Source organism: uncultured Sphingopyxis sp., assembly GCF_900078365.1.
Taxonomy (GTDB): Bacteria; Pseudomonadota; Alphaproteobacteria; order Sphingomonadales; family Sphingomonadaceae; genus Sphingopyxis.
In genome coordinates this window covers 2,344,828-2,359,045 of sequence record NZ_LT598653.1, presented here as the reverse complement: position 1 = coordinate 2,359,045, position 14,218 = coordinate 2,344,828, and the positions used below count along the sequence as shown (strand labels likewise).

The 14,218-nt window shown below is 66.4% G+C and carries 18 protein-coding genes; 11 read left to right on the top strand and 7 right to left on the bottom strand.

Going from position 1 to position 14,218, the window contains the following annotated elements; genetic code table 11:
• Window positions 1-143 precede the first annotated feature (143 nt).
• Window positions 144-839: a glutathione S-transferase N-terminal domain-containing protein gene (locus QZL87_RS10850; protein WP_295319203.1), complete on the bottom strand. Its 696-nt coding sequence runs from the start codon at window positions 837-839 to the stop codon at window positions 144-146.
• Window positions 836-1,123, bottom strand: coding sequence for a chorismate mutase (locus tag QZL87_RS10845; RefSeq protein WP_179495777.1), 288 nt, complete (start codon window positions 1,121-1,123; stop codon window positions 836-838). Before QZL87_RS10845 ends, QZL87_RS10850 begins: the two co-directional genes overlap by 4 nt.
• A gap of 104 nt (window positions 1,124-1,227) precedes the next feature.
• Here QZL87_RS10845 and QZL87_RS10840 point away from each other — a divergent pair, with 104 nt between their 5' ends.
• From QZL87_RS10840 to QZL87_RS10830, 3 genes are all read left to right on the top strand, one after another.
• Window positions 1,228-2,241, top strand: a complete 1,014-nt coding sequence (locus tag QZL87_RS10840; RefSeq protein ID WP_295319200.1) for a polyprenyl synthetase family protein — start codon at window positions 1,228-1,230, stop codon at window positions 2,239-2,241.
• Window positions 2,242-2,245: 4 nt separating this feature from the next.
• A complete protein-coding gene (gene hrpB / locus QZL87_RS10835; protein WP_295319199.1) occupies window positions 2,246-4,711 on the top strand; it encodes an ATP-dependent helicase HrpB in 2,466 nt (821 codons plus the stop codon).
• A gap of 179 nt (window positions 4,712-4,890) precedes the next feature.
• Window positions 4,891-5,169 (top strand): ETC complex I subunit, encoded by a 279-nt coding sequence (locus QZL87_RS10830; protein WP_295319197.1) that lies wholly within the window; start codon window positions 4,891-4,893, stop codon window positions 5,167-5,169.
• Between the two features lie 99 nt (window positions 5,170-5,268).
• Here the strand turns inward: QZL87_RS10830 and QZL87_RS10825 are convergent, their stop codons facing one another.
• Window positions 5,269-5,484, bottom strand: a complete 216-nt coding sequence (locus QZL87_RS10825) for a DUF4170 domain-containing protein (protein WP_295319195.1) — start codon at window positions 5,482-5,484, stop codon at window positions 5,269-5,271.
• On the opposite strand from QZL87_RS10825, the gene QZL87_RS10820 reads away from it, so the two are divergent.
• Complete coding sequence (locus QZL87_RS10820) at window positions 5,483-5,722, top strand: hypothetical protein (protein ID WP_295319192.1); 240 nt, start codon at window positions 5,483-5,485, stop codon at window positions 5,720-5,722. The genes QZL87_RS10825 and QZL87_RS10820 overlap by 2 nt on opposite strands.
• A gap of 109 nt (window positions 5,723-5,831) precedes the next feature.
• On the opposite strand, the gene QZL87_RS10815 is transcribed toward QZL87_RS10820, so the two are convergent.
• The 4 genes from QZL87_RS10815 to QZL87_RS10800 are packed head-to-tail and all read right to left on the bottom strand — an operon-like array spanning window position 5,832 to window position 7,565.
• Window positions 5,832-6,191, bottom strand: coding sequence for a hypothetical protein (locus QZL87_RS10815; protein WP_295319190.1), 360 nt, complete (start codon window positions 6,189-6,191; stop codon window positions 5,832-5,834).
• The gene (locus QZL87_RS10810) at window positions 6,175-6,564 is read right to left on the bottom strand and encodes a hypothetical protein (protein ID WP_295319189.1); all 390 of its coding nucleotides are present in this window, start codon (window positions 6,562-6,564) and stop codon (window positions 6,175-6,177) included. The genes QZL87_RS10815 and QZL87_RS10810 overlap by 17 nt, the downstream gene beginning before the upstream one ends.
• Window positions 6,548-7,012 carry a phage holin family protein gene (locus QZL87_RS10805; RefSeq protein ID WP_295319187.1) on the bottom strand — a complete coding sequence of 155 codons (465 nt, stop codon included), beginning with the start codon at window positions 7,010-7,012 and terminating at the stop codon, window positions 6,548-6,550. The genes QZL87_RS10810 and QZL87_RS10805 overlap by 17 nt, the downstream gene beginning before the upstream one ends.
• Before the next feature lie 7 nt (window positions 7,013-7,019).
• Entirely contained in the window at window positions 7,020-7,565 is a 546-nt protein-coding gene (locus QZL87_RS10800; protein WP_295319185.1) for a hypothetical protein, read from the bottom strand.
• Between the two features lie 203 nt (window positions 7,566-7,768).
• Here QZL87_RS10800 and eno point away from each other — a divergent pair, with 203 nt between their 5' ends.
• The 7 genes from eno to QZL87_RS10765 all read left to right on the top strand — a co-directional run bounded on the left by eno (window position 7,769) and on the right by QZL87_RS10765 (window position 14,114).
• Entirely contained in the window at window positions 7,769-9,043 is a 1,275-nt protein-coding gene (gene eno / locus QZL87_RS10795) for a phosphopyruvate hydratase (RefSeq protein WP_295319182.1), read from the top strand.
• Window positions 9,044-9,112: 69 nt separating this feature from the next.
• Window positions 9,113-9,439: a septum formation initiator family protein gene (locus QZL87_RS10790; RefSeq protein WP_295319180.1), complete on the top strand. Its 327-nt coding sequence runs from the start codon at window positions 9,113-9,115 to the stop codon at window positions 9,437-9,439.
• A 344-nt stretch (window positions 9,440-9,783) separates the two neighbouring features.
• Entirely contained in the window at window positions 9,784-10,776 is a 993-nt protein-coding gene (gene pdhA / locus QZL87_RS10785) for a pyruvate dehydrogenase (acetyl-transferring) E1 component subunit alpha (RefSeq protein ID WP_295326844.1), read from the top strand.
• Between the two features lies 1 nt (window position 10,777).
• Window positions 10,778-12,184 (top strand): pyruvate dehydrogenase complex E1 component subunit beta, encoded by a 1,407-nt coding sequence (locus tag QZL87_RS10780; RefSeq protein ID WP_295319179.1) that lies wholly within the window; start codon window positions 10,778-10,780, stop codon window positions 12,182-12,184.
• A gap of 150 nt (window positions 12,185-12,334) precedes the next feature.
• Window positions 12,335-12,964 carry a hypothetical protein gene (locus tag QZL87_RS10775; RefSeq protein ID WP_295319176.1) on the top strand — a complete coding sequence of 210 codons (630 nt, stop codon included), beginning with the start codon at window positions 12,335-12,337 and terminating at the stop codon, window positions 12,962-12,964.
• Between the two features lie 83 nt (window positions 12,965-13,047).
• Window positions 13,048-13,764: a serine O-acetyltransferase gene (gene cysE / locus QZL87_RS10770; protein ID WP_295319174.1), complete on the top strand. Its 717-nt coding sequence runs from the start codon at window positions 13,048-13,050 to the stop codon at window positions 13,762-13,764.
• Entirely contained in the window at window positions 13,764-14,114 is a 351-nt protein-coding gene (locus QZL87_RS10765; RefSeq protein ID WP_295319172.1) for a DUF2794 domain-containing protein, read from the top strand. Before cysE ends, QZL87_RS10765 begins: the two co-directional genes overlap by 1 nt.
• The last annotated feature ends 104 nt before the right edge of the window (window positions 14,115-14,218 follow it).

The following is a 14,218-nucleotide window of genomic DNA, read 5'->3' as shown; positions in this document are numbered from 1 at the left end:
GCGGAGGTTATCTACCTTCGTCATTCCCGCGAAGGCGGGAACCCAGAGCGTGCGTCGGCTGACCCCACACTGGGTTCCCGCTTTCGCGGGAATGACGAGTTATGAGATACCAAGCGTGGCCTTCCGGCCGAAACCCGCCTCGCTCACGCCGCCGTGACTTCCAGCCCGCGCTGCACGCCCGGCCGCGCCAGCCCCGCATCCAGCCAGCGCTGGACACGCGCAAAGCGATCGAACCCGACAATCTCGCGCGCTTCGTAGAATCCGATCAGATTGCGCACCCAGCCGAACAGCGAAATATCGGCGATGCTGTAGTCGTCGCCCATGACCCACGCCCGCCCGTCGAGCCGCGCGTCGAGCACGCCGAGCAGCCGTGCGGATTCGGCCGCGTAGCGGTCACGCGGGCGCTTGTCCTCATAGTCCTTGCCGGCGAATTTGTTGAAAAAGCCGAGCTGGCCGAACATCGGACCGACGCCGCCCATCTGCCACATCACCCACTGGATCGTCTCGTAGCGTTCCGCCGGATCGGCCGAGAGGAACTGGCCGCTTTTGTCGGCGAGATAGATCAGGATCGCTCCCGATTCGAACAGCGCGAGCGGTTTGCCGCCCGGCCCGTCGGGGTCGTAGATCGCCGGAATCTTGCCGTTGGGGTTGAGCGCGAGGAAGGCCGGATCATGGCTTTCGTTCGCCATGATGTCGATCCGGTGCGGCTCGTAAGGAAGGCCTGTTTCCTCCAGCATGATACCCGCCTTCACGCCGTTTGGCGTCGGCGCGGAGAAAAGCTGGATACGGTCCGGATGCTGCGCGGGCCAGCGCGCGAAGATCGGATGGTCGAGGGTCATGCGCTCTGCTCCCGCTTCGCCTGCTGATGGTGGCGGATCACTTCGTCGATGATGAAGCGCAGGAATTTCTCGGTGAAATCGGGGTCGAGGTCGGCGTCGCGGGCGAGGGCGCGGAGCCGTTCGATCTGACGCTCCTCGCGGCCGGGATCGGCGGGGGGCAGGCCTTCGCGCGCCTTGAGTTCGCCGACCGCCTTCGTCACCTTGAACCGCTCGGCGAGCATATAGACGAGCGCCGCATCGATATTGTCGATGCTCTGGCGGTAACGGCTTAGCTGATCGTCCATGCGCGGCTCCTCTGATGCCCGGCACGCTTGGCACCGGGCGGGGCTGTCATGCAAGCCGAAAGTCGTTGCAAAATCGCGACCGCGCGGCCAAGGGTCGCCGCGTCATGACTGCCGAAATTCATCAGCTGCATGGGCAGAGGCCGCCCTCGCTCGACCCGATGATGGCGCTCGTCGCCGCCGACATGAACGAGGTCAATGCGGTCATTCTCGACCGCATGCAATCCGAAGTGCCGTTGATCCCCGAACTCGCCGGCCATTTGATCGCGGGCGGCGGCAAGCGGATGCGGCCGATGCTGACCCTGGCGTGCGGCAAGCTGCTCGATTATCCGGGCCACCGTCACTGCAAATTGGCCGCAGCGGTCGAGTTCATCCACACCGCGACGCTGCTCCACGACGATGTCGTCGACAAGTCGGACCTGCGCCGCGGGCGCAAGACCGCGAACATCATCTGGGGCAACAGCGCCTCGGTGCTCGTCGGCGATTTCCTGTTCAGCCGCGCGTTCGAGGTGATGGTCGAGGACGGATCGCTGAAGGTCCTGAAGATTCTCAGCCGCGCCTCGGCGGTGATCGCCGAGGGCGAGGTCAACCAGCTTTCGGCGCAGCGGCGGATCGAGACGAGCGAGGACCAGTATCTCGCGATCATCAACGCCAAGACCGCCGAACTGTTCGCCGCCGCGTGCAAGATCGCTGCGGTCGTCGCCGAACGCGACGAAGCGACCGAAGCGGCCCTCGACGCCTATGGCCGCAACCTTGGCATCGCGTTCCAGCTCGTCGATGACGCGATCGACTATGTCTCGGACGAAGCGACGATGGGCAAGGGCGTCGGCGACGATTTCCGCGATGGCAAGGTCACGCTGCCCGTCATCCTCGCCTATGCGCGCGGCAGCGCCGAGGAGCGCGAATTCTGGAAGCAGGCGATCACCGGCCACAAGATTTCGGACGAGGACCTCGCCTACGCCACGTCGCTGCTCCACAGCCACGATGCGATCGCCGACACGCTGGCGCGCGCGCGCCATTATGGTCAGCGCGCGGTCGATGCGATCGGCGGCTTCCGCGCCAGCCAGGCGAAATCGGCGCTGACCGAAGCGGTCGCCTTCGCGGTCGCGCGCGCCTATTGAGGCAATGAGGCCGCCGCTGCCGATCGATGCGGTGCTGCCCGACATCATGGCGGCGCTGCTGCTGAAACCCAATGCGGTCGTCGTTGCGCCGCCGGGGGCGGGCAAGACGACGCGCGTCGCGCCCGCGATCCTCGATCAGCCTTGGTGCAAGGGGGCGGTGTGGCTGCTGTCGCCGCGCCGGCTCGCGGCGCGCGGTGCGGCCGAGCGGATTGCCGAGGAAATGGGCGAGGCGGCCGGCGGCAAGGTCGGCTATGCGACGCGGCTCGACAGCAAGCAGTCGGCGGCGACGCGGCTGCTCGTGATGACGCCCGGCCTGTTCCGCAACCGCATCCTCGCCGATCCAGAGCTTCAGGGCGTGTCGGCGGTGCTGTTCGACGAGGTCCATGAACGCAGCCTCGACGGCGATTTCGCGCTGGCATTGGCAATCGACGCGCAGCAGGGGCTGCGCGACGATCTCCGCCTCGTCGCCATGTCCGCGACGCTCGACGGTGTGCGCTTCGGCGCCTTGCTCGGCGATGCGCCGGTGGTGAAGAGCGAGGGCAAGATCTGGCCGCTCGAGCTGCGCCATATCGGCCGCCGCGCCGAGGACCGGCTCGAGGCGTCGGTGCTCGGCGCGGTGCGGCAGGCGCTGACCGATGAGCCCGAGGGGGATATGCTCACCTTCCTCCCCGGCGCCGCCGACATCGAGCGCGCCGCGGCGGCGGTCGAGGAGGCGCGGCTGCCGCTCGCGGTTCACCGCCTGCACGGCCAGATCGACCCGGCGCTCCAGCGCAAGGCGCTCGTCCACGACCCCGAAGGACGGCGCAAGCTCATCCTCGCGACGAGCATCGCCGAAACCAGCCTGACGATCGACGGCGTGCGCATCGTCATCGACGCCGGCCTGTCGCGCCGCCCGCGCTTCGACAAGGCGGCGGGGATTGCGCGGCTCGTCACCGAGCGCGCGAGCCAGGCGTCGGCGACGCAGCGCGCGGGCCGTGCGGCGCGGCAGGGGCCTGGCGTCGCCTATCGCCTGTGGGAAGCCGCGGCGACCGCCGGGATGCCGCCCTTCGATCCGCCCGAGATTCACGAGAACGACCTGATGCCCGTCGTGCTCGACTGCGCGAGCTGGGGCATAGTCGATCCGCGCCAATTGGGCTGGCTCGACCCGCCGTCGCCCGCCGCGATTTCGGAAGCGAAGACGCGGCTCATCGCGATCGGCGCGCTGACCGGCGATGGCCGCATCACCGCGCACGGCAAGGCGCTCGCCGCGATCCCGCTGCCGGTGCCGCTGGCGCATATGCTGCTCGACGCGGCGCGCGCGGGCGAGGCCGAGCTGGCGGGACGGCTCGCTGTGCTGCTCACCGAGCCCGGGCTCGGCGGACGCGGCGTCGATGTCGAGGCGCGGCTCGGACGCTGGCGCGGGCAGCGTAATGAACGCAGCGAAGGCGCATGGCGGCTGGCGCGGCGGCTCGCGGGCCTGGGCGAAAAGCTCGCGGCGGGGGCGGGCGACGCATCGCCACGCTCGATCGGCGGCTGGATCGCGACCGCCTGGCCCGACCGCGTCGCGCGGCGGCGCGCGGGACAGCGCGGCGAATATCTGAGCGTCGGCGGGCGCGCCTATCGCATCGACCCGGTCGATCCGCTCGCCGGCAGCGAATGGCTCGCGATCGCCGACGCGCAGGGCCATGCCGCCGGTGTGCGCATCCTCGCAGCCGCGCTGGTCGAAATGACCGAGGTCGAGGCACTGTTCGCCGACCGCATCGCGCAGCATATGGCGAGCAGCTACGACAGCGCGAACGACCGCGTCGATCACCGCCGCGAACGGCGCCTCGGCGCGATCGCGCTGGCGAGCGGGCAGGCGCCGCGCAGCGAAAAGGCCGAGGACGATGTCGCGGTGCGCATGGCCGCGGTCCGCGACAAGGGGCTGGGACTCATCGGCTGGGGTCCGGTCGCGCAGGCGCTGCGCCAGCGCGCGTCCTTCGCGGGGCTCGACGCGCTGTCGACCAGCGCGCTCGCCGACGGCCTCGAAATCTGGCTCGAGCCCTTGTTGCCGGCCTGCCGCGGCCTGCGCGACATAGGCGACCGCAAGCTGGCCGATGCGCTCATGGGACTGCTCGACTGGCCGGCGCGCCAATTGCTCGAAAAGCACGCACCCGCCGACTATGCGACCCCCGCGGGCAGCCGCCATCCGATCGATTACGCCGCCGAGGGCGGGCCGACGGTCAGCGTGCGGGTGCAGGAGATGTTCGGCCTCGCTCGCCACCCGGTGGTTGGCGACCCGCCGGTGCCGCTGATCCTCGCGCTGACCTCGCCCGCGCACCGGCCGATCCAGACGACGCGCGACATCGCCTCCTTCTGGAGCGGGAGCTGGCACGAGGTCGCGCGCGAAATGCGCGGGCGCTATCCCAAGCACAACTGGCCCGACGATCCGGCGACCGCGCGTCCGACCTTGCTCACCAAGGCAGCGCAGGCGCGGCGCGATGCGCAATAGCAAGCGTCGCCCCCGCGAAGGGCGTTTCAGAGTCACGTGCCTCTGAACGCGGCCGTTGTCGGCCTTGCGCTATCTCTCCAGCGGCCCCCGCCTTCGCGGGGGCGACGGCTTTCCTCTTTTCGTTGCTCCAGCTTGGCGCTAAGGCGGCGGCACAGGCTCCCAGTTACAGGACGACCCCGATGAAAGCGCGTATCTTCCAGAAGCCCAAAAATGCCATGCAGTCGGGCCGTGCGGGGACCGGGCGCTGGATGCTCGAATATGCGCCAGCCGAAGCGCGCAAGGCCGATCCGCTGATGGGCTGGGCGGGCAGCGGCGACACGCGGCGTCAGCTGCGTCTGGGCTTCGCAAGCCGCGAAGAGGCGGTCGCTTATGCGGAGAAGAACGGGATCGAGGTCGAGATTACGCCGACGCCGGTGCGGACGCTGAAGATACAGGCCTACGCCGATAATTTCCGCTAAATCTTAATCGACGTCATTGCGAGGAGCCGAAGGCGACGCGGCAATCCAGAGTAGGCGTAAGCCGCCCTGGATTGCTTCGCTACGCTCGCAATGACGAGGCTATTCCACGTCCGGTTGCAGCAATTTGTGCAGATGGACGACGACATATTTCATCTCGGCGTCGTCCACCGTGCGCTGCGCGGCGCTGCGCCATGCCTTTTCGGCCGATTTATAGTCGGGATAGAGGCCGACGACGTCGAGGTTGGTGAGGTCGACGAAGTCGAGGCCCTGCGGATCGCTGACGCGTCCGCCGAACACGAGATGCAATTTGCTCATGGCTGCTTTCCTTGCGGGTCAGGGGCAGAACCTGGCAATTGCACGTTCGAGGCGTCGAAATGGCGAAGATATCGCCTTCGCGTGGCCGCCGCAGCCAGTGGTTCTGGCTGCAAGGCTGCGCGGAGGCGAGATCGAAGCCATTTCGACGTCCCTTCGGGATTTGATCGATTTTGTCCATGGCGGCGTCGGCAAGGCTTGGAATATTTTCATATACCTGCGCCCCGCCTTCTTGCCCTGAACAAAATCGCTTCAAACCTCGAATGTGCAATTGCCAGGTTCTGCCCCTAGGCTGGGAGGGGAGAATGGCGGGCCCCCTACCAGTGCTTTGCCCTAACGGCAAGGGCGGCTCATTCTTCGTCCTTGCGGACGCCCTTGGGGAGGAGCGAGCCGAACAACGCGCCGATGGCGACCGCGCCTGCGACCAGCGTCAGCGGCTGCTTTTCGGCAAGGTCCTTCAGCTTGCTGTTCGCGCGCTTCGCCTGCGCCTTGCCCTTTTCGAGGGCCTCGCCCGCGGCTTCGCGCGCGACACCGGCCTGCTCGCTCGCCTTCGCGGCGAACTCTTCGGTCGCGGCGCGGGCGCGGCCATAGCCGCCCTGGATGCGCGCCTTCGCCGCCTCGGCGGTCAGGCGCGCGTTTTCGGCGGTTTTCTCCGCAAGTTCACTCGCTTTGGCACGCGTTTCGCGGGCGGTTTCACCGAACGGCTTCATCGTCTTCCTCCAATTCTTCGATTTCGTCCTCGTCCGCCGGTTCGTCGGCGACACGAAAATGACCGGCGACGTCGGCCGCCAGCTCCTGAATCCTGCGCGTCAGCTTCGGCGCATGTTCCTTGATCGGTTCGCGGAGCAGCCACAGGACGCCCGCCGTGGCGGCGATCGCGATCGGCCAGCGATTGTCGCGAAATTCCTGCCGCATGATGTGCGCGGCGTCGTCGACCTTTTCGCCGATCCGGTATTTGCCGCGATCGACGAGCGCCGACGGCTTGAACGCCGCCTTGGCGACGTCGAGCCGCCGGTGGAGTTCGCCGCGCTGGAGCATCGAACGCCGCGCCGCGGCGATCAGGCGGTTACGCATCCGCGGCATCGTCGATCCTTTCGCTGGTCAGGTCGCGGCGGAGCGCGGTGCGGATGTCGTTATAGCTGCGCTGCGCGCGCCAGCCGGCGAGGCCGGCGACGACGAGCAGCGCGGCGACGACGATCAGCGTCGCGATGAACGGCCCGACATGCGGCGCGAGCGCCAGGATCGCGCCAAAGGCGAGCGCGAGCATCGCGATGCCGAGGGCCGAGGCGGCCACCGTGCCCCACGCCGCGGTCCAGGTCGCGCCGTGAAGCGCGAGTTCACTGCGCGCTTCGAGCAGGGCAAGCTCCGCCTTGGCCGTCGCCGACAGATTGTCGAGAACATCGCCGACAATCTGTTCGAGCGGAACGGGGGGCGGGGCGAGCGGGCGCCCGTCGGGCGCATAGCCGTGGCTTACGCCGTCGAAGCTGCGCGCGCCGGGCGCCGGCGGGTCGTTCGGATCTGCGGATGCCAAGGTCCGGTCAATCGTTGGAGTTGCCCTTGAGCATGCGCGCGAGCACGAAGCCGATCACCGTGGCGGCGCCCACCGCGATCGCCGGGTTCTTCTTGACCATTTCGCGCGTCGAGGCGGCAAGCTCGTCGAGATCCTTCTTGTCGAGCGTCGTCGCAAGCCCGGCGACGGTCGAAGCGGCCGACCGGGCATAGTCGCCATATTGCTTGCCGAATTTGGTGTCGACGGTGCCGGCGCTGTCTTCGAGCAGCTTGGCGAGGCTGCCGACGGCTTCGGCCGCTTTGCCCTTGCCCTTGTTCGCGGCGTCGCGGGCTTTCGTGGATGCCTGCTTCTTCAGCGTCGCCGCCTCTTCCTTCAGCGATGCCGCCTTTTTCGAAGCTTCGGATTTGATGGTGTCGCGCGTCGCGGCGATCTGGTCGCGGATCGGATGCTCCTTGGCGGCCTTCACGGTAGCGGGCTTGCGGGCGGGCGCGGCCTTGGTCGCTGCCGCCTTCGCGGGGGCCTTGGGACGGGGAGCTGCGGCTTTCTTCGTCGCGGGAGTAGCGGCTTTTGCCATCGATTTGTCCTCTTCTGTCGTGTCGGGCGCCGCGCGAGCGGGCATCCTCTTTTGGTCCTGTCAGAATATATAGCAAGGCGCGCCCAATGGTTCCATCCCCGCGCAAAATTCCTATGCAGCGGTTGCACTGACGTCACCCTCCCGATAACAGGCGGGCGCTCTCTCAACCTGCTCCGTTCGGGGCGCCCAGCAGGACAGTTTCCATGACCGCCATCATCGACATCCACGGCCGCGAAATCCTCGACAGCCGCGGCAATCCCACCGTCGAAGTCGATGTGCTGCTGGAGGACGGCAGCTTCGGCCGCGCCGCGGTGCCCTCGGGCGCTTCGACCGGTGCGCACGAGGCGGTCGAACTGCGCGACGGCGACAAGGCGCGCTATCTCGGCAAGGGCGTGACCAAGGCGGTCGCGGCGGTCAACGGCGACATCGCCGAGGCGCTGATCGGCCTCGATGCCGAGGATCAGCGCGAGCTCGACATGGCGATGATCGACCTCGACGGCACGCCGAACAAGAGCCGCCTCGGCGCCAACGCGATCCTCGGCGTCAGCCTTGCCGCCGCGAAAGCCGCTGCCGACGCGCGCGGCCTGCCGCTCTATCGCTATGTCGGCGGCGTTTCGGCGCGCACCTTGCCCGTGCCGATGATGAACATCATCAACGGGGGCGAGCATGCCGACAATCCGATCGACGTGCAGGAATTCATGATCATGCCGGTGGGCGCCGGCAGCATCGCGGAGGCTGTTCGGTGGGGCAGCGAAATCTTCCACACGCTGAAGAAGGGCCTGTCGGCCAAGGGGCTTGCGACCGCGGTCGGCGATGAAGGCGGCTTCGCGCCGAACCTCGCCTCGACGCGCGCCGCATTGGACTTCATCGCCGCCTCGGTCGATCAGGCCGGCTTCAAGCTCGGCAGCGACGTCGTGCTTGCGCTCGACTGCGCCGCGACCGAATTCTTCAAGAATGGCAAATATGAGATCAGCGGCGAAGGGCTTTCGCTGAGCCCCGAGCAGATGGCCGACTATCTCGCCGCGCTGGTGAACGACTATCCGATCAAGTCGATCGAGGACGGGATGAGCGAAGACGACTTCACCGGCTGGAAGGCGCTCACCGACCTTGTTGGCGACAAGTGCCAGCTCGTCGGCGACGACCTGTTCGTCACCAACCCGGCACGGCTGGAACAGGGGATCAGGGACGGTCTCGCCAACTCGCTGCTCGTCAAGGTCAACCAGATCGGCACCTTGTCGGAAACGCTCGACGCCGTCGATATGGCGCACCGCGCGCGCTACACCGCGGTCATGTCGCACCGTTCGGGCGAGACTGAGGATTCGACCATCGCCGACCTCGCGGTCGCGACCAACTGCGGTCAGATCAAGACCGGCAGCCTCGCGCGCTCCGACCGGCTCGCCAAATATAACCAGCTCATCCGCATCGAGGAGGAACTGGGCGACATGGCGCGCTATCCGGGCGCGACGATTTTCGGCTGATCGCAAAGCTGCGGATAACGGCGCGCTGACGGCTTGACGCCACGAATCAACTCTGATTCAAGGGCGGCGATGACGCAGCGCCACAAATTCCGCAAATCGATGAGCCGGGCCGCCGGTCCGGCGATCGCGGTGATCGTCGTGCTGGCGATGATCGGCTATATCATCTTCGGTCCGACCGGGCTCTATGCCTGGGGCGAATATGGTCAGTCGGTCGAGAAGAAGCGCGTCATTTTGAGCGAGCTCAGCAAGAAGCAGAAAGAGCTTCAGAACCGCGTCAACCTGCTCGACCGCGGCCGCGTCGACCCCGATCTGGCCGAGGAATATGTGCGCGAAAAGCTCGGCGCCTATCACCCCGACGAATATATCATTCCGATGGAACCCGACACGAAGCCGTAAGCTCGGGTGCCGATCGGCAACTTCTTTGCTTCGTCATTCCCGCGAAAGCGGGAACCTAGTGCGATTTTACGCCGACATTTGTTTGCGTATCAAAGGTTGTGTGGCTGGGTTCCCGCTTTCGCGGGAATGACGAGTCTGGGAGTATTGAGGGCTTTTCCTGCATACGTAAGTCGGCCTCGCCCCCTGCCATGGTGGGCGTTGCCAAGTGCGGCGCGGCTCTCCTATATGACGCCTTGCCGTAACGGCTAAATGCAAAGGAACCCGTCTTGGCTAAAGCTCCCGCGCGCAAGTCTGCCGCGCCAACAAAGACTGCATCCACCCCAGCCCCCGCGACCAACCGCGAGATGCCGCGCGATCCCGTCCCCTATGATGCGACGCCGGAAGAACTCGAGAAATTCTACCGCGACATGCTGCTCATCCGCCGCTTCGAGGAAAAGGCGGGGCAGCTTTACGGCCTTGGCCTGATCGGCGGCTTCTGCCACCTCTATATCGGCCAGGAAGCCGTGGCGGTCGGCCTGCAGTCGGCGCTCGACGGCGACAAGGACAGCGTCATCACCGGCTACCGCGACCATGGTCATATGCTCGCTTACGGCATCGACCCCAAGGTCATCATGGCCGAGCTCACGGGACGCCAGGCCGGCATCTCGAAGGGCAAGGGCGGTTCGATGCACATGTTCAGCGTCGAACATAAATTCTATGGCGGCCACGGCATCGTCGGCGCGCAGGTGTCGCTCGGCACCGGGCTTGCCTTCGCGCACAAATATCGCGGCGACGGCGGCGTGGCGATGGCCTATTTCGGCGACGGCGCCGCGAACCAGGGCCAGGTCTATGAAAGCTTCAACATGGCCGAGCTGTGGAAGCTGCCGATCATCTTCGTGATCGAGAACAACCAATATGCGATGGGCACGTCGGTCAACCGCGCGTCGGCCGAGGACCAGCTCTATCGCCGCGGCGAAAGCTTCCGCATTCCGGGCATGCAGGTCGACGGCATGGACGTGCTCGCGGTGCGCGGCGCGGCCGAGGCGGCGCTCGAATGGGTGCGCGCGGGCAAGGGCCCGGTGCTGATGGAACTCAAGACCTATCGCTATCGCGGCCACTCGATGTCCGACCCCGCCAAATATCGCAGCCGCGAGGAAGTGCAGGCGGTGCGCGACAAGAGCGACGCGATCGAGCATCTCAAGAAGCTGATGACCGACGCCGGCATCGGCGAGGACAAGATCAAGGACATCGACAAGGAAATCCGCCAGGTCGTTGCGGAATCGGCCGACTTTGCAGAAAGCGCGCCCGAACCCGAACTGTCCGAACTTTATACCGACGTGCTGGTGGAGCAATATTGAGATGACCGTCGAATTGAAGATGCCGGCGCTGTCGCCGACGATGGAAGAAGGCACGCTCGCCAAGTGGCTCGTCAAGGAAGGCGACACGGTGAAGTCGGGCGACATTCTCGCCGAGATCGAGACCGACAAGGCGACGATGGAGTTCGAGGCGGTCGACGAAGGCACGATGGGCCAGATCCTGGTTGCCGAAGGCACGGACAATGTGAAGGTCGGCACCGTGATCGCGACGATCATCGGCGAGGGTGAAGAGGCAGCAGCTCCGGCACCCGCACCGGCCAAAGACGTCGCCCCAGCGGAAGCTGGGGCCGCTATCGAAGCCGCTTCCACGCAAGCGGTCCCGGCTTCCGCTGGGACGACGGAGAGGGTCGAAAAACCCGCCGCGGCCGAACGCGCCTCCGACCCCGCCATCCCCGAAGGCACCGCGATGGTGAAGCTCACCGTCCGCGAAGCATTGCGCGACGCGATGGCCGAGGAAATGCGCAAGGACGACCGCGTCTTCGTGATGGGCGAGGAAGTCGCCGAATATCAGGGCGCGTACAAGGTCACGCAGGGCCTGCTCCAGGAATTCGGCGCGCAGCGCGTCGTCGACACTCCGATCACCGAATATGGTTTCGCCGGCCTAGGCGCCGGCGCCGCGATGGGCGGCCTCAAGCCGATCATCGAGTTCATGACCTTCAACTTCGCGATGCAGGCGATCGACCACATCATCAACTCGGCGGCGAAGACCAACTATATGTCGGGCGGCCAGATGCGCTGTCCGATCGTGTTCCGCGGTCCGAACGGCGCCGCGGCGCGCGTCGGCGCGCAGCACAGCCAGAATTACGGCCCATGGTACGCGAGCGTCCCCGGCCTGATCGTGATCGCGCCCTATGACGCCGCCGACGCCAAGGGGCTGATGAAGGCGGCGATTCGTACCGAGGACCCGGTCGTCTTCCTCGAAAACGAGCTGCTCTACGGCCGCAGCTTCGAGGTGCCCGAGATCGAGGATTTCGTCCTGCCGATCGGCAAGGCGCGGATCATGCGCCAGGGCAGCGACGTCACCGTCGTCAGCTATTCGATCGGCGTCGGGCTCGCGCTCGAAGCCGCCGACCAGCTCGCGGCCGAGGGCATCGACGCCGAAGTCATCGACCTGCGCACGCTGCGTCCGCTCGACACCGCGACGGTGCTCGCCAGCCTCAAGAAGACGAACCATCTCGTCGTCGTCGAGGAAGGCTGGCCGGTCTGCTCGATCGCCAGCGAACTCGCGATGGTCGCAATGGAGCATGGCTTCGACGACCTCGACGCGCCCGTCATGCGCGTGTGCAACGAGGATGTGCCGCTGCCCTATGCGAACAATCTCGAAAAGGCCGCGCTCGTCGATACGCCGCGCGTCGTGAAGGCGGTGAAGGCGGTCCTCAATCGCGCCTGAGGCTTCGCGCCTGCGTTAATTCCGTTCGTGCTGAGCCTGTCGAAGCACCGTTCTTCCTTCTGCGTCGTCAAAAGAAAGAACGGCCCTTCGACAGGCTCAGGGCGAACGGTTTTCTATTTGTGCGCTTCGTTCTAACGCTATTCCCGCACCATGAGCGAAACCGAAACTTCCTATCCCGACATGCGCGATCCGCGCGTGATGGTTGCGGTGCCCCGCGAGAAGCGCCCCGCCATGGCGGCGCTGTGGGGACTCGCCGCACGGCTGACCAAGCTGCTCGCCGACGCGCGCGAGCCGCTGATCGGCCAGATCAAGCTCGCCTGGTGGCGCGACATGGCGGCGATGATCGCGAGCGATCCCGCGGCGCTGCCGAAGGGCGAGCCCCTGCTTGCCGAGCTTCAGGCAAGCTGGGCGAGGCAAGGCGGCCTCGACGCGCTCGTCGATGCGGCGGAGGCGATGCTGCTCGCCGAGAGCGATACCGAGCGGCGCGCCGCGTCCGAAAGCTTCGGCGGGCACCTCTTCGCGCTGTCGGGCGGCGCGGAGGCGGGCGGTAGGCGCTGGGGCCTCATCTGGGGCGCTGGCGTCGTCGAAGCTGAACCCGAAGCGCGGGTGCTACTGGCCGATGCCGGAAATTCCGCAACGCCGGCGCGCCGCGATTTCGGCGGAAGTCGCGCGCTGCTGATGCTCGATCGCTGGGCTGCGGTGATCGCGAGCCATGAAGGCGACCGCCGGCTACGTTCCGAAGGCCTGCTTCTCCTGCGCATCGGCCTTTTCGGCCGCTGACGACGAAAAACGCGCCGGGGGTGGAAATGCCGCTCCCGAGCCTCTATCTTCACCGCAACAAACGGGGTCGCAGGGGACATTTTATGTTCAACGGGCTGGTCGCCTATCTCGATTCGATCAAGGCGCGCGACCCAGCGCCGCGGTCGCGCTGGGAAATATTGCTCTATCCGGGGCTGCTCGCGGTCGGCATGCACCGCGTCGCGCACTGGCTGTTCGAGGCGCGGCTGTTCTTCCTCGCACGCTTCGTCAATCACCTGTCGCGCTTCCTGACCGCGATCGACATTCATCCGGGCGCGACGATCGGCGAGCATCTGTTCATCGATCACGGCTTCGGCGTCGTGATCGGCGAGACCGCCGAGATCGGCGACAATGTCTCCATCTATCAGGGCGTGACGCTCGGCGGTACCGATCCCGCGAACGGCATCGGCGGCAAGCGCCACCCGACGCTCGCCGACGACGTGATCGTCGGTTCGGGGGCGCAGATTCTGGGGCCGGTCACGGTCCACGCGCGCGCGCGCGTCGGCGCGAACGCCGTGGTGACCAAGGATGTGCCCGAGGGCGCGGTGATGGTCGGCATTCCGGCGCGCTCGACTCTGCTCGACGCGACCGAATATGCGCGCGAATTCGTGCCCTATGGCACGCCGTGCAGCGAGACCTTCGACCCCGCGACGCAAAAGGTCGAATTGCTGCAATGCCAGCTCGAGCAGTTGCAGAAGCAGTTGAAGGCGCTGCTCGAAGAACGCGAACTCGCGGCCGAAGATGAAGCGCCGCGGCGCAAGGGGAGCCGGAAAAGCGCCTGATGGGCACCGTCACACCCCTGCCGTTCGGAAATAATAGAGCGGTATCGCAGCAAACCGGCTTCGAGCGCCCGGAACTCATGCGTATCCTGGACCTTTACGGCCGCATGGTCGCAGCGGGGCATTGGCGCGACTATGCGATGGATTTCCACCGCGACGCCGCGATCTTCTCGGCCTTTCGCCGCGCTGCTGAGCGGCCCGAATATCGCATCGAAAAACGCCCCGCCTTGCGGAGCCGGCAGGGCATGTGGGCCCTTGTCTCCGAAGCCGGGGCGATTTTGAAGCGCGGGGACGAGCTGTCGAATGTGCTCGCCCCCGTCGAACGCAAGCTGATGAAGCTGGTCGGGGACTAGGTTAGGCTGAAAGACCGTTGTCCTTATCTCGTCATCCCGGCGAAGGCCGGGATCTCGCCTTATCGTATGACGCACCGGCGAGATCCCGGCCTTCGCCGGGATGA